Origin of the sequence: Kitasatospora sp. NPDC087314, from assembly GCF_044744365.1 — a bacterium.
GTDB lineage: Bacteria > Actinomycetota > Actinomycetes > Streptomycetales > Streptomycetaceae > Kitasatospora.
On the sequence record NZ_JBIUYE010000010.1, the window covers coordinates 89,020 to 106,815 of the forward strand.

Annotated in this window: 11 protein-coding genes and 1 pseudogene; 4 read left to right on the forward strand and 8 right to left on the reverse strand. The window is 71.2% G+C overall.

Going from position 1 to position 17,796, the window contains the following annotated elements:
* Positions 1-52: 52 nt before the first annotated feature.
* The 8 genes from ACIO5E_RS22395 to ACIO5E_RS22430 form a co-directional block, all read right to left on the reverse strand.
* The gene (locus ACIO5E_RS22395; protein ID WP_400670506.1) at positions 53-3,250 is read right to left on the reverse strand and encodes a glycoside hydrolase family 3 C-terminal domain-containing protein; all 3,198 of its coding nucleotides are present in this window, start codon (positions 3,248-3,250) and stop codon (positions 53-55) included.
* 405 nt (positions 3,251-3,655) lie between these two features.
* Positions 3,656-6,226 (reverse strand): ricin-type beta-trefoil lectin domain protein, encoded by a 2,571-nt coding sequence (locus ACIO5E_RS22400; RefSeq protein ID WP_400670509.1) that lies wholly within the window; start codon positions 6,224-6,226, stop codon positions 3,656-3,658.
* Between the two features lie 103 nt (positions 6,227-6,329).
* Positions 6,330-7,277, reverse strand: a complete 948-nt coding sequence (locus ACIO5E_RS22405) for a sugar kinase (protein ID WP_400670512.1) — start codon at positions 7,275-7,277, stop codon at positions 6,330-6,332.
* Positions 7,270-7,935 (reverse strand): bifunctional 4-hydroxy-2-oxoglutarate aldolase/2-dehydro-3-deoxy-phosphogluconate aldolase, encoded by a 666-nt coding sequence (locus ACIO5E_RS22410; protein ID WP_400670515.1) that lies wholly within the window; start codon positions 7,933-7,935, stop codon positions 7,270-7,272. Before ACIO5E_RS22410 ends, ACIO5E_RS22405 begins: the two co-directional genes overlap by 8 nt.
* Positions 7,932-8,852, reverse strand: a complete 921-nt coding sequence (locus tag ACIO5E_RS22415) for a carbohydrate ABC transporter permease (protein ID WP_400670518.1) — start codon at positions 8,850-8,852, stop codon at positions 7,932-7,934. The genes ACIO5E_RS22410 and ACIO5E_RS22415 overlap by 4 nt, the downstream gene beginning before the upstream one ends.
* A 56-nt stretch (positions 8,853-8,908) precedes the next feature.
* Positions 8,909-9,793: a carbohydrate ABC transporter permease gene (locus ACIO5E_RS22420; protein ID WP_400670521.1), complete on the reverse strand. Its 885-nt coding sequence runs from the start codon at positions 9,791-9,793 to the stop codon at positions 8,909-8,911.
* Positions 9,794-9,867: 74 nt separating this feature from the next.
* Positions 9,868-11,163: an extracellular solute-binding protein gene (locus ACIO5E_RS22425; protein ID WP_400670524.1), complete on the reverse strand. Its 1,296-nt coding sequence runs from the start codon at positions 11,161-11,163 to the stop codon at positions 9,868-9,870.
* A gap of 104 nt (positions 11,164-11,267) precedes the next feature.
* On the reverse strand, positions 11,268-12,029 hold the full coding sequence (locus ACIO5E_RS22430; protein WP_400670527.1) for an NAD-dependent epimerase/dehydratase family protein: 762 nt from the start codon (positions 12,027-12,029) through the stop codon (positions 11,268-11,270).
* Positions 12,030-12,085: 56 nt separating this feature from the next.
* Here ACIO5E_RS22430 and ACIO5E_RS22435 point away from each other — a divergent pair, with 56 nt between their 5' ends.
* The 4 genes and pseudogenes from ACIO5E_RS22435 to ACIO5E_RS22450 all read left to right on the forward strand — a co-directional run bounded on the left by ACIO5E_RS22435 (position 12,086) and on the right by ACIO5E_RS22450 (position 17,792).
* Positions 12,086-13,399 carry an ROK family protein gene (locus ACIO5E_RS22435; RefSeq protein WP_400670530.1) on the forward strand — a complete coding sequence of 438 codons (1,314 nt, stop codon included), beginning with the start codon at positions 12,086-12,088 and terminating at the stop codon, positions 13,397-13,399.
* 34 nt (positions 13,400-13,433) lie between these two features.
* Positions 13,434-14,591, forward strand: a pseudogene (gene dgoD / locus ACIO5E_RS22440) (galactonate dehydratase); the annotation flags it as partial.
* 14 nt (positions 14,592-14,605) lie between these two features.
* Positions 14,606-15,700 carry a lactonase family protein gene (locus tag ACIO5E_RS22445; RefSeq protein ID WP_400670533.1) on the forward strand — a complete coding sequence of 365 codons (1,095 nt, stop codon included), beginning with the start codon at positions 14,606-14,608 and terminating at the stop codon, positions 15,698-15,700.
* 427 nt (positions 15,701-16,127) lie between these two features.
* A complete protein-coding gene (locus tag ACIO5E_RS22450) occupies positions 16,128-17,792 on the forward strand; it encodes a sigma-70 family RNA polymerase sigma factor (protein WP_400670536.1) in 1,665 nt (554 codons plus the stop codon).
* The last annotated feature ends 4 nt before the right edge of the window (positions 17,793-17,796 follow it).

The following is a 17,796-nucleotide window of genomic DNA, read 5'->3' on the forward strand; positions in this document are numbered from 1 at the left end:
GGACCGGCCGCAGGAGGACCGGCCCCAGGAGGACCGGTGGCGCTGGATCAGATCAGACGGGCAGCTTCCACTTCTGGTTGGCGCCGCCCCAGCAGTCCCAGAGCTCCAGCTGAGTACCGGCGGGGCCGGAGCCGGTGTCGTCGAGGCACTTGCCGGAGTTCGGGTTGACCAGGCTGCCGTCGGCGCGGGGCTGCCAGTTCTGTGCGCCGGTGCGGTTGCAGGTGTAGAGCTGGACCTTGGTGCCGTTCGCGGTGCCGGCGCCCGTCACGTCCAGGCACTTGCCGAGCGCCCGCACCGTCCCGTCGGGGCCGACGGTCCACTGCTGGGCGGTGTTGCCGCTGGTGCAGCCGTAGAGCTGCACCGGGGTGCGGTCGGTGCTGTTCGCGCCCCGCACGTCCAGGCACAGGGAGCCGTAGCCGGTCACGGTGCCGGTGCGGGCCGCGGCCGAGGCCCAGACCTGGTCGGCGGCGCCGGTGCAGTCGGCGATCCGCAGTCGGGTGCCGGAGCCGCCGCTCCCGGCGTCCACGCACCGGCCGGAGGCGGGGTTCCGGAGCGCGGAGCCGGTGTACTGCTGCCACTGTTGGCCGGGGCCGCCGTCGCAGGTGGACAGGTCCACCTGCGTACCGGCCGCGGTGCCGCCGCCGGTCGCCTCCAGGCACTTGCCCATGGTCTGCACGGTCCCGTCCGAACCCTGGTACCACTGCTGCGCGTTGGTGCCGTTGCAGGTGTAGCCCTGGACTGCTGTCCCGTCGGTGTTCGAGGCCCCGGAGACGTCCATGCACAGGCCCTGGTAGCCGACGATCGGGGTGGTGGCGATGCCGGCGGAGGACGGGACGATGGTCCAGACGAAGGTGGTCCGGTCCTGGGCACCGTTGGCGTCGGTCGCGGTGAGCGTGGTGGTGTAGGTGCCGGGGGTGGTGGGGGTGCCGGTGATCCGGCCGGCGGACGAGATCGAGAGGCCGGTGGGCAGGCCGGTGGCGGAGAAGGCCGGGCTCTGGCCGGCGCTGGTGTCGTTCGCCGCCGCCTGGAAGGTGACGGCGGTGCCGGCCGGGCCCTCCTGCGGGCCGGGGCCGGTGACGGTCAGGGGCTGCCCGAGTTGGTCCGCGGCGACGGTCAGCGTGGTGGTCGCGGTGAGCGCCTGGGCGGAGTCGGCGTCGCCGACCGCGAGGGTGTAGTCACCGGTGCTGGTGGCCCAACCACCGGTGGTCCCGTCCCAGTGGTGCAGGTTCTGCTCGGTCAGCGGGAAGGTGACCTGCTGGCTCTGCCCCGGCTGCAGGTCCACCCGGGCGAAGCCCTGCAGCGAGCGCGGCGGCTGCCCCGACGCGGCCGGGGAGCTCACGTACAGCTGGGCGACGTCCGCACCCTGCCGGCTGCCGGTGTTCGTCACGGTCGCGGTCACCGTGGCCGCACCACCCCGCGGCAGCGCGCTGACGTGCACGTCGCTGAACGCGAAGCTGGTGTACGACAGGCCGTAGCCGAACGGGAAGAGCGGCTGGATGCCCTTGCTGTCGTACCAGCGGTAGCCGACCTCGACGCCCTCGGAGTACTGCACCTGTCCGCTGCTGCCCGGCCACTGCGCGGCCGTCCGCGCGGGCAGCTGGGACTGGTCGACCGGGAACGTGACCGGGAGGTGCCCGGACGGGTTCGTCGTTCCGAACAGGATGTGGGCGATCGCGGTGCCGTCGCTCTGGCCGGGGTACCAGGCCTCCAGCACGCCCTTGACCGAGTTGACCCACGGCATGGTGACCGCCGAGCCGGTGTTGAGCACCACGACGGTGTTCGGGTTGGCCGCCGCCACCGCCGAGATCAACGCGTTGTCCGACCCGGACAGGTCGATGCCGCCCAGGTCCCAGGTCTCGCCCCCGGGGTTGCCGACGAAGACCACCGCGACGCTGGACTTGGCCGCGAGTACCGCGGCCGAGGCGGCGTTGCTGCCGTCGTCGTAGCCCACGGTGGTCCCCGTCGGCGCGGCCGCCTCGATCCCCTGCAGCGGAGTCGTGACCGGCCCGCTGGAGCCGACGCCGGCGCTGCCGCCCCCAGCGGTCATCGCACCGGTCGAGGCGTCCGAGCCGATGACGGCGATGGACGTGTCCGAGGAACCGAGCGGCAGGACGTTGCCGGAGTTCTTCAGCAGCACCGTCCCCTCCTCGGCGATGTGCTCGCCAGTGGCCCGGTGATCGGCCGAGGTCGCCGGCTGGGTCGCGGAGCCGGTTGACGGCTTGTCGAAGAGGCCGAAGCCGAACATCTGGGTGAGGATCCGCGAGGCGGACGCGTCGATCAGCGACTGGCTCACCTGACCCGACGTCACGGCCGACTTCAGCGCGGCGCCGTAGAAGTGGGAGGTGTTGCCCCAGACCGTGCTGTCCCCCGGCATCTCCTGGTCCATGGTGGCGTCCACCGTGGGCACGGTGGAGTGGGTGGCGCCCCAGTCGGAGGTGATGAACCCGGTGAAGCCGAACTGCTTGCGCAGCACCGTGTCGAGGATCTGCTTGTTCTCACAGGCGTAGCTGCCGTTGATCATGTTGTAGGAGCACATCGCCGAGGACGGCGCGGCCTGCTGCATCGCCGTCTGGAAGGCCGGCAGGTAGATCTCCTGCAGGGTCCTGTCGCCGGCGATCACGTTGTCCGCAGTCGTTCCGCGGCCGGTCTCCTGGTTGTACGCCGCGACATGCTTGACCTGCGCCATCATCCCGGTGGACTGCACACCGCGGATGTTCACCGCCCCCATCTGCCCGTTGAGGTACGGATCCTCACCGATCGACTCGAACGCGCGGCCCCAGCGCGGATCCCGCACGATGTTGATCGTCGGCCCCAGGTCGACCGTCGAGCCCTTGGCGACCTGCTCCGAACCGGTGACCTGCCCGTAGGCCTGCTCGGCCGCGGTGTCCCAGGTCGCGGCGGCACCTACGGGGGCCGGGAGTTGGGTGACGTTCCCCATGCCGTCCGCCACACCGGCCGGGCCGTCCTCCAGGTTCATCACGGGGATGCACAGCGAGCCGATCGCGGGCGTGAAGCCGGCGTAGGAGGTACTCTTCCCGGTCAGCAGCTGGATCTTCTGATCGAGCGACATGTGCGAGAGTAGCTGGTCCACGCGTTGCGGGATCGGATCGTTCGAACCCACCCACGGACAGGCGGTCGAGACCGCCGATGCGGTCGGAGCGACGGAGTAGGTCGCGAGCAGCGAGCCGGCCAGGGCTGTCAGGACCACGGCCACGCGGCCGAGTCCGGGAGGAGCGGTGCTTCTGCGCATGGGGGAGCCTCCAGGGCATGCGGAAGATCGAACCGCGGACGCTGAAGTCGAGACGCGCCGTCGCCACGGGCCGGCAGCTCGGTGGGGGGATGGCTGGGCTGGGGAGACCCGGGCGGTCGAGCAGGCAGGGCCTTGGCTTCAACTAATCAACGCGATACCAGATACAACACCTGCCCTGAAGTACTGTCAATACTTCTGGAAGGACTCGGCCCACCCCCCAGAACCCACGACGAGCGGCATGGCATCGAGCCCGGCGACTCCTTTCCTTGCATTCAAGATCTGTCTCCATTGCTGCATTCTGCAAGGAATTAACAGAACCTCTCGAAAGCAAGCATGCCGAATCCCCGGCTGGGCCACGGCGGCCGATCGCCGTGGCCCAGCCGGGCTGACAGCCCCGGCCGCGCCTTACCGCACGGCGAAGGCATCCAGGCTGACGTAGCCGCCCGTGGACCGCGGGTCCTTGCGCCCGCTGACCGTGACGGTCACCCGGTGGGTGCCCGCGGCGAGGACGGGGCTGGTGTAGAGCGGGAGGCCGAGCCGCTTGACGGGGGCGTAGAGGTTGACGTCGACCGCCGGGGCGCCGTCGATGCTCAGGGCGGCGATGCCGTTGTCGGGGGTCTGCGATCCGTAGTAGGTCAACTCGGTGCCGGTGAAGGTGAAGTCGGCCGTGGCGCCGGTGGAGTTGCTCCAGTGGTCCAGGCCGCTGCCGCAGCCCGCACTGCCGGAGGAATCCCAGCCGCCGGAGTAGCCGATGGCCGCGGAACTGTCGTCGGTGCAGGTGGCGGCTCCGAGGGCGGGGCCGCCGTAGGCACCGCGGTTGGGGGTGGCGGCGCTGGTGGCGTTGCCCCAGTAGTCGGTCGCGCTCGCGCCGCTCAGGGCGATGCCGCTCCGGTACGCGGGCGAGTCGACGCCCAGTTGGTAGCCGCCGACGGAGTTGATGCCGTAGTCGGCGCTACCGGGCGCGGTGAACCGGGGGTCGACGGTGGAGGGGGCGGGGTCGCTGCTGGGTGCGGCGAACCCGGTGTAGGTGTTGTGCTGGTAGGCCGGCCCGGTGGGCAGGGTGGAGCCGGCTGCCGCACCCGCGAAGACGTTGTTGGCGACGGTGGTGTCCGCCAGCAGTCCGATGTCGGAGTGCTTGCCGCCGCAGTCGATGGTGTTGTTGGCGAACAGGAAGCTGATGGCGCTGCTGCCACCGTTGCTGACGATCCGGCAGTCGTCCACCGACACGTTGTCCCGGAACACGATCGACGCGTTGTAGCCGCCGCCGCAGGCCAGGCAGTTGAGCAGGATCCCGCCGTAGTTGTTGTGGTCGTAGTTGTGCTGGTAGCTGCACACGCCCGTCATGTAGCCGTCGCAGTCCCACGCCTCGCTGTCATTGGTATGGACGACCAGATTGGACACCTCGTTGTGCTGGAAGGTGGGGCTGTCGTCGGCCCAGCCCCAGATGCCGGCGATGTTCTGGGGGTTGACGGCGTTGGTGCCGGCGAGGTCGGAGACGTTGTACTCGACGAGCGGCGAGTCGGAGACGCAGATGACGATGCCGTCGCTGGTGTTGCGCTCGATGGTGTTGCCGGTGATGTGGACGAACCGGTTGTGGACGGCGTTGTTGTTGTCGCCGCCGTTGTCCTGGTTGCCGTAGAGGCCGATGCCGTTGACGTGGCTGTCGCGGACGTAGTTGTCGGCGATGGTCAGGCCCTTGACGAAGCCGCCGTTGACGGGCAGGTCGGCGCCGACGCCGTGGGAGAGGTAGAAACCCTTGTGGTCGGCGCCCCGGTCGGAGCTGCCCATGACGTCGTGGACGAGGTTGTCGCGGATGGTGATGCCGTCGTGTTCGGCGAGGTCGTCGACGACGACGTTGATGCCCGAGCGCCACGCCTCGGTGGCGGCGTTGTTGGTGACCTCCAGACCCTGGACGATCCAGTAGGACTGGTTGTGCAGCAGGACGGCCGCACCGGTGGCCCCACTGAGGCCGCCGCCGGCGACGGTCGGGCGCGCGCTGCCGCCATAGGAGCCGATGGTGATCGGTGCGGTGGCGCTGCCGTTGCCCTGGGGGGCGAGTTGGCCGTTGCAGGTGGCTCCGGCCTTGAGCAGCAGCGCGTCACCGGGCTGGAAGGTACGGGCGTTCGCCGTACCCAGACTGTTCCACGGGGCGTCCTCGGTGCCGGAGCCGTTGGTGGCTGCGGAGCAGTCCAGGTACCAACTCGCGGCGGTGTCCGCTGCGTTGACCGTCCAGCCGAAGGTGGTGCTGCCGGTGCTGCCCCGGCTGTCGGTCGCGGTGAGGGTGACGGTGGAGGAGCCGCTGCCCGTGGGGGTGCCGACGATGGTGCCGGTGGAGTAGTTGATGCTCAGTCCGGCCGGCAGGCCGGTGGCGGACCAGCTGAGCGGGGCGAGGCCGCCGGCGGCCTGCGGCAGGAGGCCGGTGGCGACGCCGGCGGTGGAGCGCTGGGGGCCAGGGTCTGTGGGGGCGGGGCAGTCGGTCGCGGGCGGCTGCCACTGCTGGCCCGCGCTGCCCGGGGTACAGGTGGCGATGACGGTTCGGGCGCCGTCCGCGGCGGAACCGCCACCGACGTCCAGGCAGTTGCCGGACTTGGCGTTGACCAGGGTGCCGTCCACGGCGACGCCCCAGCGCTGGGCGCCGGTGCCATTGCAGGAGTACAGCTGCAGCGGGGTGCCGGGCGCGGTGTTGGCGCCGGTGACGTCGAGGCACTTGCCGAGGACCCGGACGCTGCCGTCGGTGGCCAGCTTCCAGATCTGCGAGGCTGAGCCGTCACAGCCGGACAGGGTGATCGGGTTGCCGTCGGCGGTGGACCCGCCGGCGTCGGTGAGGCACTTGCCGGCCAGGCCGGTGACCGGGCCGGTGCCGGTGGCCGCGGCGGCGGTGGGGGCGGTGACGGCCAGCGTGAGCCCTGCGACGCAGCCGGCTGCGGCCAGCGCGGCCGTTGGGCGGATGAGTCGGACGAGCCTGATCGGACGCATGGAAGGGACCTCGTTCCACGTGGGGGTTGGATGAGAGCCGATCGGGTGGTGCGCCCGTCCTCACGGCGATCGGGGCGGAGTGCCGCGACGACGGGGTCCTGGGTCAGCGGCTGACGTCCGTGGCCGCTGGGGTCTGGGCCAGTTCGTCGGCTGTGGGCAGCCCCTCCCAATCGCCCTGGGCCGATACGGAGTACGCGGCCACCTGGGCGGCCAGACCGAGGCGGCCGCGCTCGTCCCGACCGGCGAGGACGGCGCAGAGGTAGCCCGCGACGAACGAGTCCCCGGCGCCGACCGGATCGGTCTCGCTGACCCGGACCGCATCGGTGCGCACGACACCCGACGGGCCCGCCGAGAGCGCGCCCCTCGCCCCGAGCGTGATGACGACGGTGCGCGGGCCGCGATCCAGCAACATGCCCGCGAGCTCGGCCGGATCGGTGTTGTCGGTCCGAAGTAGGCTCTGTGCCTCGTCCAGGCTGGCGAAGAGCAGATCCAGCTGGGGCATCAGGACGGTGACGGCCTGTCGGTACTCCGGCAGCTGCCACAGCTTCGCCCGGTGGTTGGCGTCGAACGACACCGTCACGCCGGCGGCCCGGGCGCGGTGGACGGCGTCGTGCACGGTAGCGCCGGCGCTGCCGGACAGTGCGAGCGTGATCGCCGTGGTGTGCAGCACGGCCGCCCGCTCGATCAGGCGGTGCGGGATGTCGTCGGGGCCGAGCCGGGATCCGGCCGAGTGGGCGCGGTAGTAGTGGACCCGTCGCCGGTCGGCGGTTCGCCTCTCCTTGATCATCAATCCGGTCGGGGCGGCGGGGTCCACGGCGGCATGCACGTCGACGCCCTCACCACGCAGGGTCATCCGGACCAGCTGCCCGAACTCGTCCGCGCCGAGCCGCCCGACCCACGCGGCGGTGCGGCCGAGCCGGCTGGCCCCGATGGCCACGGTGGACTCGGCGCCTGCGATGGACAGTTCCAGTGTGCCGGCGTGGCGCAGCGGTCCGATGCGGTTGGGGCTGAGCGCGGCCATGGTCTCCCCGATGGTCACCAGCTCAGCCATGGCCCGCCCCTCCCAGTGCGGCCGTGACGAACTCGGCGGCGCGCCTGCGCAGGGCATCGATGTCGCCTCCGTCGAGGGCGTCGCCCAGCAGGGGGGAACCGACACCGACGGCGAGCGCACCGGCCCGGAGCCACGGCTGGACGTCCGTGAGGCCGATGCCCCCGACCGGCACCAGCGGCAGTTCGGGCAGCGGGGCGTGCAGGGCGGTGGCGAACGACGGTCCCAGGGCCGAGGCGGGAAAGAGCTTGGCGGCGGTCGCGCCGGCTGCCATGGCGTCGAGTGCCTCGGTGGGGGTGAAGACGCCGGGCAGGGCGCCCAGGCCGAGTTCCCGGGCGGTCTCGATGACCTGCGGCTGCACGTTGGGGCTGACGACGAACCGGGCGCCCGCGTCGGCCGCGCGGTTGGCGTCCGCGATGTCGAGAACGGTGCCCACACCGATGGTGATGTCGTCGCCGTACCGGGTTCGGGCGCCGGCGACGGCCCGCAGGCTGCCGGGGGTGGGCAGGGTGACCTCCAGGCAGCGGATGCCGGCGTCGACGAGGGCGTCGATCGCCGTGCGGAGGCCGGATCCGCTGTCCGCACGGAGGATGGCGACCAGCCGGTGGATCCGCAGCTCGGTGGTGAGCCGGCTGTGGCCGTCGGCGGCGCGGGTGGTCACTTGCTCACCCCCGCGGTCATGCCGGCGATCAGGCGCTGGCCGAGGACGACGAACAGGATCAGGACCGGCAACATGATGATGACGACACCGGCGAACATGCCGCCCCAGTCGGTGCCCTGGAACTGCTGCTGGTCGATGAACGACAGCAGCGCGACCGGCAGCGTCCTGTTCCCGTCGCTGGTGAGCATCACCAGCGAGAACATCGTCTCGTTCCAGGCGCTGAGCACCTGCATGGTGAACGCGGTGATCAGGCCGGTGCGGGCCATGGGCAGCACGATCTGGACGAAGCTGCGCAGTGCTCCGGCGCCGTCCAGGCAGGCGGCCTCCTCGACCTCGACCGGCAGGGAGCGGAAGTAGCCGGTGAGGAGGAAGACGGTGAAGGGCATGGCCAGTCCGACGTAGACGGTGATCAGGCCCTGCATGCTGTCGAGGAGCTTGAGGTGGGTGAGGTTCTGGGTCTTGGCGAAGGCCACGTACACCGGGATGATGATCAACTGGGCGGGGACGCCGAGGCCGAGGGCGAACAGCATGGTGACGGGGCTCCCCACCCGACGCTTGGTGCGAGCCAGCGCGTAGGCGGCGGGCGCCGCGACCGCCACTGCGATGACGGCGGAACCGACCGAAACGATCAGGGAGTTGACCAGTGCGGCGCCGAAGCCGCCGGTCTGCCAAGCCCGGAGGTAGTTGCCCCACCCGGGATGGGTCGGCAGGCCGACGGGGTGGTCGAAGATGTCCTTCGTGTCGCGCAGGGAGGTGATGATCATCCATACCAGCAGCAGGATGTTCACCGCGCACAGCGCCCGGATCACGGCAGCGCCGATGTGACGCGGCCGCAGCGCCGGGGTCGGGCGGCGGCCCGCCGACCAGGCGGGTCCGGACCGTCGGTCGGAGTCCGGGGGTCGTGTCGTGACGGTCATCGTGGTTCCTTCGGGTGCGGTACGGCTAGGGCCCGGCAAGATCCGCCGGACGGGCCCTAGGAGAGCTGGATTGCGTCGCGGCGCATCATCCGGCGCAACAGGACGGCGACGGCGGCGATGAGGACCAGGCTGACCAGGGCGGCTGCGGAGGAGACCCCGAAGTCGCGGGTGGTGCGGGCGGAGAATGCGCTCTCGTAGACGTACAGCGCGGTGGTGTAGGTGTTGTTGGGTGGTGTGCCGCCGGTGCTGCCGCCGAAGACGAGGACGAGCTCGAAGACCTTGACGCTGGAGATGGTCCACAACAGGGCGCAGACCGTGACGACGTCCCAGGACAGTGGCAGGGTGACGTGGCGGAAGCGGCCCCAGGCGCCCGCGCCGTCGAGTTCGGCGGCCTCGTAGTAGGTGCTGGGGATCTGCTCGACTCCGGACATCAGGATGGTGGTGTAGTAGCCGGTGCCGGCCCACACGGTGACGGCGACGATCATCGTCATCAGGTTCTCCTGGGCCAGCCACTTCGGCGGGTCGCCGACCCCGAGGTCGCCGAGGAGCGCGTTGACGATGCCGGTGGGCCGGAACAGCAGTCCGGTCATGACGCCGAACACCAGCGGGTTGACCAGCACGGGGAAGAACAGGACGTAGCGAACGAGCTTCTGGTCCCGCATCTCGCGCAGCAGCACGGTGATGGCGAAGCTGATCACGAAGATCAGCGCGCCGCCGACCACGAGGATGAGCGCGGTGTTCCTCAGCGAGGTGGTGAACAGCGGGTCGTGCAGCAGGTTGGTGTAGTTCTTCAGCCCGCGCCCGCTCGCAGGGCCGACTCCGTCCCAACTCTGGAAGCCCAGCCAGAGGCTGAAGACGATCGGGGCCACGAAGAAGAGCGTGAAGACGACCAGGGCGGGCAGGAGGAAGGGCCAGAACGTCCGGCGCTGGGCCCGCTCCATGGGGCTTCCCTCGGGCCGCCGGCCCGCGCGCCGCCCGCGCGTGCGGTGGGCCTGTGTAGCGGTGGTCATCGCGCTCAGCCCTTGGCCTTCCAGTAGTCCGCGCTGGCCTTGGCGGCGTGAGCGGCGAAGCCGGCCGCATCCGTCTTACCGAGCCACAGGTCGTTGTACTGGGCGACCAGGATCTTGTCCTGCCAGTCGGCGTCGGCGTTGTCGTCGGGCAGCCTGCTGGGCTGGCCGTTGAGCTGCTGGGCGACGTCGGCGAGCTCGGCGGGGGCCGGTATGTCAACGCGAGGGGTGATGTTCTCGGCATCGGTGGAGACGACGGCCAGCTGGTCCTTCTGCAGGAAGAAGGCGATGAACTTCTCGGCCGATTCGGCGTTCTTGGCGCCCTTGGGGACACTGAAACCGAAGGGCAGGAAGTCGACGGCGTTCTTGCTCGGGTCGCCGGTGGTCGGGAAGGCCACCGACTTGTACTCGAAGCCCGCCGGCTTGAGGGACTGCGTCTCGCTCGGCAGCCAGCTGCCCATCAGGAAGAAGACGGAATCGCCGCTGACCCAGTGCCCCTGCTGCTCGGGGTACTTGGTCGCGTCGTAGCCCTTGGCCAGGTAGCCGTTCTTGACCAGCTCCGCGACCTGCTGAGCCGACTTCAGCACAGCGGGGTCGCTGAAGGCCGCACCGGTCTTGTCGGCGGCGAGCGCCGCGACCGAACCGCCGTTGCGGTTGAGCAGGTAGTCGAACCAGTACTGGGTGGCCCAGCCCTGGTCACCGTCGGTGCCGACGCAGGCCTTGCCGGCGGCCTTGGCGGCCTGGCAGATGGCCAGCAGGTCGTCCCAGGTCTTGGGCGGCTGGACGACCAGCGGGTCCTTGCCGTTGTAGAAGAGCGAGACGGACACCGACTCGTAGGGGATCATCCAGGGCGTGCCGTCCTTGCCCTTGGGCAGCACGTCCAGGAACTTGGCGGGGATGACATCGCTGACCTTGCGGCCCTCGCCGGTGTCCATGCTCAGGACCGGGGTCAGGTCCTGGGCCTTGCCGTTCGCGGCCAGCGCCGGGAGCAGCCGGTCGAAGCCCTGGTCGACGAGGTCGGGCGCGTCGCCGGCCAGCAGCGCCGGGCCGACCTTGTCGAGGACCTTGCGGCCCTGCCACTGCACGTCCACGTGGATGCCGGTCTTCGCGGTGAAGGTGTCGATCGACTTCTGCAGGGTCTTGGCCTGCGGCTCGGTCTGGGTCCACATCGACCAGTACCTGAGGCTCTTGGACCTCTCGCCACCGGAGCCGCCGGAAGAGGTGGTCGCGCACCCGGTCGCGAGCGCGGCTAGGGCGGCGACGGCCGCGCCCGCTCTGGACAGCTTCGAGGTGAGGTCGGGCATGGGGAGGTCCTTTGTTCGGGCACATCGCGGTGCGGGAGATCAGCGGTGCAGGAGCTGCAACGGCGCAGCAGGTCGGCGGTACGGGAGGTCGGCGGTGCCGGACGTCAGCGGTCCCGGTCGACCATGCGGCAGGGTGCCTCGGTGGCCCAGGGCAGCTCGCGGGCATCGGCCGGCAGCCAGTCCGCCGGGGCGTAGCAAAGGTCCGCACGTGCGCTGTCCAGGCTCCAGAACTGCTCCGCGTACCCGGAGACACCGAAGTGGACACCCGACTCGGAGGCACGCAGAGCCGCCCGGACCAGTGCTCGGGCGTCCCGGTCGGACAGCCACATCGCGTTGTAGTCGCGCTCCACGAGCGGCCAACCGACCAGGCCGAAGCGCAGGCTGACGACGATCGCGTCGTGGTCCAGCGCGTGGAGGCCGCCCAGCGCCTCCTCGGCGAGCTTGGTGGCGCCGTAGGGGCAGCAGGGTGCCGCGGCGGCTCCCGGGTCGACGGGACGTGTGCCGCGGCGGTGATTCAGTCCGGCCGCGTGATTGGAGGAGGCCAGCACGATCCGGCGCACGGTGTGCCGGGCCGCGGCGGCCAGGACGTTGTGGGTCATGCCGATGTTCGCCGCCACTCGCGGCCACGGGCTCCGCGGGCTCGCGTCCGCCGCGAGGTGCAGGATCGCGTCGGCACCGTCGACGGCCGTGTCCGCGAAGCCCGGATCGGCCAGGTCGCCGACCAGAATCTCGTCCGGTCCCGGCCGCCGCGGCCCGACCCGGTCGGCCACCCTCAGGGAGAACGATTCGCGCAGCGCCGGCAACAGGACCGACCCGAGGGTTCCATGACCCCCCGTGACAAGAAGCACGGGATTCCGAGGCAACATCGGCGCCCACCTTCGTGAACGGGACCGGGAAGCTCCCGCTCGTCTGTCCAACAGTTATGGCGCGACTCACCCTCAAGTGTCAACACTCTCAACACACTTCAGAACCTCGGCATGTGTTCGGCAGGAGTCTTGACGAAGATTGGGGCCCGTGGCACGCTGCGGCTGTGTCACTCGCAACAGGTGGATCCCTTCAGTCACTTCGGCGGACCAACCAGGAACGTGTCCTGAGGCTCCTGCTGAGGAACGGCGCCATGCACCGCGCCGAGATCGCCCGTCAGATCGACGTCTCGCGCGCCACGGTCTCCACGATCGTCAACGAGATGATCGAGCGCGGCGTCCTGGTTCAGGTCGAGGTGCCCGCGGCCGACCGCTTGGACGGCCGGGTGCGGGAACAGGTGGCGATCAGCCGCAACGTGGGCGTAGCCGCCGGACTGGACTTCACCCTCGACCGGGTGGCCGTGCACCTCAGCGACCTGGAGCACCGCCAACTGGTGAGCCAGGACGTCCCGGTCGCCGCCGACGCCTCGGCCGTCGACCGCGTCCGGGCCGCCGCCGAGCTGCTGCACGGGGCGCTGGCCGCACAAGGGCTCGGCCACGAGGACGTGGTCGGCCTGGGCATCGGCGTGCCCGGACAAGTCACCACCGCCACGGGGGCGGTGGGGCCCTCGCTGCCGGGGCAGCCCTGGGCGGGCCTCAACGTCCGGGACCTGTTCGAGCGACAGTTCGGGCAACCGGTCATGGTCGACAACAACACCCGCATGGAGGCCATGGCCGAATACCTCTGGGGCGCCGGCCGCCGGGCCTCCAGCATGCTCTACGTCAACCTGACCAGCGGCATCGGCGCCGCCCTGATCGTCGACGGCAGGCTCCACCGCGGCGCCCTCGGCGGAGCCGGCGAACTCGGCCACGTCTCCGTCGACTTCGACGGTCCGCCCTGCCCGTGCGGAAACCGCGGCTGCCTGATCCAGAAGGCCGCCGCCCCCGCCATCCTCGGCCAGCTCCGCCCGCTCCTCGGCGACGACGCCACCATCGCCGATGTCGTCGCCGCCGTCAGGTCCGGAGACCGGGCCGCCGCGGGCGTCCTGTCCGATGCCATGGTCGTCGTCGGCCGGACCCTCGCGAACCTGTGCAACCTCCTCGATCCCGGTCGCATCATCGTGGGCGGCCCCATCGCGGCCGCCGGCGAGGTGGTCGTCGACGCCGTCCGGACCGGCATCCGGCGGTACGCCATGCCGGCCGTCAACTCGACCACCGACGTGGTCCAGGCCGACTTCGAGGAGTCCACCCAGGCCGGCGCGCGCGGCGGCGCCGCGCTCGTCCTCCAGGAAGCGCCCCACCTGGCCTCCGTACTGCGCCGGCTCACCCAATGACTCCGGGCGCGGTCGCGAGGACCCCACCCACCCGAGGAGACCCGTGAAGATCGCCAAGCTCGAGACCTTCCTCGTCCGGCCGCGCTGGCTGTTCCTGCGGATCGAGACCGACGAGGGACACGTGGGCTGGGGCGAGCCGGTTGTCGAGGGCCGGGCGCAGACCGTCGCCGCCGCCGTCGACGAGCTCTCCGACCTGCTCGTCGGCATGGACGCCGGGCGGATCGAGGACATCTGGCAGACCCTCACCAAGGGCGGCTTCTACCGCGGCGGCCCCGTCCTCAGCAGCGCCGTCGCCGGCATCGACCAGGCCCTGTGGGACATCAAGGGCAAGGCCCTGGGCGTCCCCGTCCACGAACTGCTCGGCGGGCCGGTCCGCGACCGAGTGCGGATGTACACCTGGATCCACGGTGACGAGCCCGCGGAACTCGCCGCCTCCGCTCGGGCGGCGGTGGCCGACGGCCTCGACGCCGTGAAATTCAACGGCACGGACCGGATGCTCCCGCTGGACAGCCCCGCCGCCGTCAAACGCCTCGCCCGGCGCACCGCGGCCGTCCGAGAGGCGATCGGCGACCACGCCGACCTGGCCATCGACTTCCACGGCCGCGCCTCGACCGCGATGGCGCGCCGGATGCTGCCGCTCCTGGAGGAGTACTACCCGCTCTTCGTCGAGGAGCCGGTGCTCCCGGAGCACAGCAGCGCGATCGGCGCGGTGGCCGCCGGCACCTCCATCCCGGTGGCGCTCGGTGAACGCCTCTACTCCCGATGGGACTTCCGCGAGGTGTTGACCTCCGGTGTCGCCGTCCTGCAACCCGACCTCAGCCACGCCGGCGGCATCTCCGAGGTCCGCCGCATCGCGGCGATGGCCGAGGCGCACGACGCCGTGATCGCCCCGCACTGCCCGCTCGGCCCGATCGCGCTGGCGGCCTGCCTCCAGATCGACTTCGCCACGCCCAACTTCCTCATCCAGGAACAGAATCTCGGCATCGGCTACACCACCGCCGACGCGGGATCGCTCGACTACCTCCTCGACCCGGCCGTCTTCACCCAGCGCGACGGCTTCGTCTCCCGCCCGACCGCACCCGGCCTGGGCATCGAGATCGACGAGACGGCCGTCCGCGAGGCGGCCGCCGGCGGACACCGCTGGCGCAACCCCGTGTGGCGCCACACCGACGGCTCGTTCGCCGAATGGTGAGCGGGGAGCAGGCTGTGCCGAACCGGCCCGCCGAGACGACCGGGAGCTACCTGGCCGTCGGTAGCTCCGCCCCGGCCGGCACCCCGGGCGCCGGCCTGTACACCGTTCGCTACGACGGCACCGGTGCCCTGCGCCACCACCGCGTCCTGCCGATCGACCACCCGTCCTACACGGCCGCCGACCCCGCGCGCGGGATACTCCACGCCGTCATCGAACACGACGCCGGGCAGGTCGTCTCCTTCCGGATCGACCCGCGCAGCGGCAGCCTCGTCCCGCTCGCGACCGCCGCCAGCGGCGGTGCACTCCCCTGCCATCTCGCCGTCCACCCCAGCGGGTCGCACGTCTTCGCCGCCCATTACGGTGACGGTGTCCTGTCCGTCCTCCCCACCGCCGCCGACGGCCCGATCGCCGTCCGGGAGCCGGTGCAGGCCATCCGCCACCCCGGACGGGCCACCCCCGACGGCCGTCTCACGGCGCCCCGCGCCCACATGGCCGCCCCCTCGCCCGACGGCCGCTTCCTGCTGTGCACCGACCTCGGCACCGACCGGATCCACGTCTACGTCGTCGCCCCCGTCACCGGCCTGCTCACCGGGCACCGGAGCGCCCAGCTACCGCCCGGGCGCGGCCCCCGTCACCTCGTCTTCCATTCCTCGAACCGGTACGTCTACCTGCTCAACGAGCTCTCCTCCACACTCACCGTCTGCGCCTGGGACCCGCTCTCCGGCCGCATCGAGGCCACCACCGAGACCCGGACACGTCGGGACCCGAGCGCCCCGCACGCCAACTACGCCGCCGCGGTGAGGCTGTCCGAGGACGGCCGCTTCCTCTACACCACCAACCGCGGCGACGACAGCATCGCCGTCCACGCCGTCCACGACGACGGGGCGACCGTGGAACTGATCTCCGCCGTTCCCAGCGGCGGTAGTTGGCCACGCGACATCGCCCTCTGCCCCGGTGGGAACCTCCTCTTCTGCGCCAACCAGCGCTCCGACACACTCACCGCCTTCCACCGCGACCCGGTGTCCGGACACCTCACCCGCGCCGGACGGCCCCTGGCCCTCGCCGCTCCCACCTCCGTCCTGCCGATCGGCCCCTCCGACGAACGCTGACACGGCAGGGGCCGCAGGTGAGCGGCACCATCAGACGTTGTCCGCCCTCGCCCGGTAATGTAATTTAACTATTGCGCGCCAGAAGGACAGCCGGTTGACCGGACGGAGCTCGGTAACTGCTCGGCGACGACAGGAAACGCGACGAGGCCGAGCCGCGACTCTCTGCTCGACCGATCCCGATCACGCCGGCTGTCATCCGTCCGGCTGCCGTTCCTGCCCCTCACACCGTCAGACCCCGAGACCTTCCGTGTCCGCGCAGCGACGTCCTGGGCCGGGTCACCACTCGAACGTCGGGCCGTGGCAGGAGGCTGCGCGTACCGCACCGCAGTTCGACCGATGGAGGCGCTCGTTTGTGTGACTTCGGCAGTCGCCGCCCGTCTCCAGTACGAGAGACCCACGAAAACCCGCAAGTCTGGAGTCTGATCGGATGGTCACGGATGTCGACGCGACCCTGGTGACGGCAGCCCGGGACGGTGACAAGGCGGCCCTCGAAGAGCTCGTCGCCGCCTACCTCCCCCTGGTGTACAACATCGTCGGCCGGGCTCTGACCCAGGACCCCGAGGTCGACGACACAGTGCAGGATGTCATGCTCCACGTCGTCCGCGGCCTTCCCGGCCTGCGCGATCCGGCGGCCTTCCGGTCCTGGCTGGTGGCCATCACGATGAACCAGGTCCGTAGCCACCACCGGCCCCGGCAGACCGAACCGCACCCCCTGGACGTCTTCGACACCCTCCCCGATCCCCACGCCGACTTCGCCGAGCTGACGGTCTGGAAGCTGCGGCTGACCGGTCAGCGGCAGGAGACCGCCCGGGCCGCCGCCTGGCTGGACGACGACCACCGCGACCTGCTGTCGCTCTGGTGGCTGGTCGAGTCGGACCAGTTGAGCCGGGCCGACCTCGTCGCCGCGACGGGTGCGAGCGCGCACGTGGTCACCGTGCGGATCGGCCGGATGAAGAAGCAGCTCGACACCGCGCGCGGCATCGTCCGCGCGCTGGCCGCCACCCCGCGCTGCCCGGATCTCACGGCCGTCACGGCCGACTGGCCCGGCGTTCCCGGACCGCTCTGGCGCAAACGCATCGCCCGCCACACCCAGAGCTGCGACCGCTGCCTGAACACCGCGAGTGACCTGGTCCCCGTCGAGGGGCTCCTGGCCGGGCTGGCGCTGGTTCCCCTGCCCGTCGGCCTGGTCGGCAGGGTGACGTCGAACCTGCCCTGCTTCCCCGCCGGACCGCCGCAGGCACACAGCCGGGCCTCCCACCGGAAGCCGAAGGCCCGGCACGACCACTGGAAGACGAAGGTCGCCGCGGCCGTCGTGGCCGTCACGGCGATAGGCGGCACGGCGGCCGTGTTCAAGCCGGAGACCGGGAATCCGACGACGCGCTCCGCAGCGGCCCCTTCCGCTTCTCCTTCCCCGCAGGCAGAGGATGCCACCGCCACGCCGCCGGCCGGCACGCCGTCCGTCCCCGTGGCAGCCGGTGCGGTCGACGGGCAGCTCTCCCCCTCACCCACGAGACCAGCCGCCGTTCCCTCCCCCGCGACGTCGCCGACTCCGTCCGCGTCGGCGACCCCGTCCGCGTCGGCGACCCCGTCCGCGCCACCTTCCCGGAAGGCGTCCGCGGCCGCCGCGTCGACCGCTCCGTCGACGCCCACCCCCTCAGCGGCGTCCTCCGCAAGCGGCCCCGCCGGGGCACCCGATGCCGAGGAACAGGTACTCGCCGTCATCAACCGGGCACGCGCCGATCAGGGCCTGCCGGCCCTGCACCGCACCACCGCGCTGAACCGGAGCGCCGACGGACACAGCCGGGCGATGCTCTCCGGCTGCGGGCTGAACCACACCTGCCCGGGCGAGCCACACCTCGGCGCCCGGGGGCCGGCGACCGGCGAGAACATCGGCAGCGGCGGACCGGTGGCCAACACACCGGGAACGATCGGCGGGATGGCCGTCGGCCTGACGGACGCCATGCTCGCCGAGAAGGCGCCCGACGACGGACACCGCCGGAACATCCTCGACTGCTCGTTCCGTCACGTGGGCATCTCGATCGTCCGGGACGGCTCCGGAAGGGTCTGGATGACCCAGGACTTCTCGGGCTGACGCG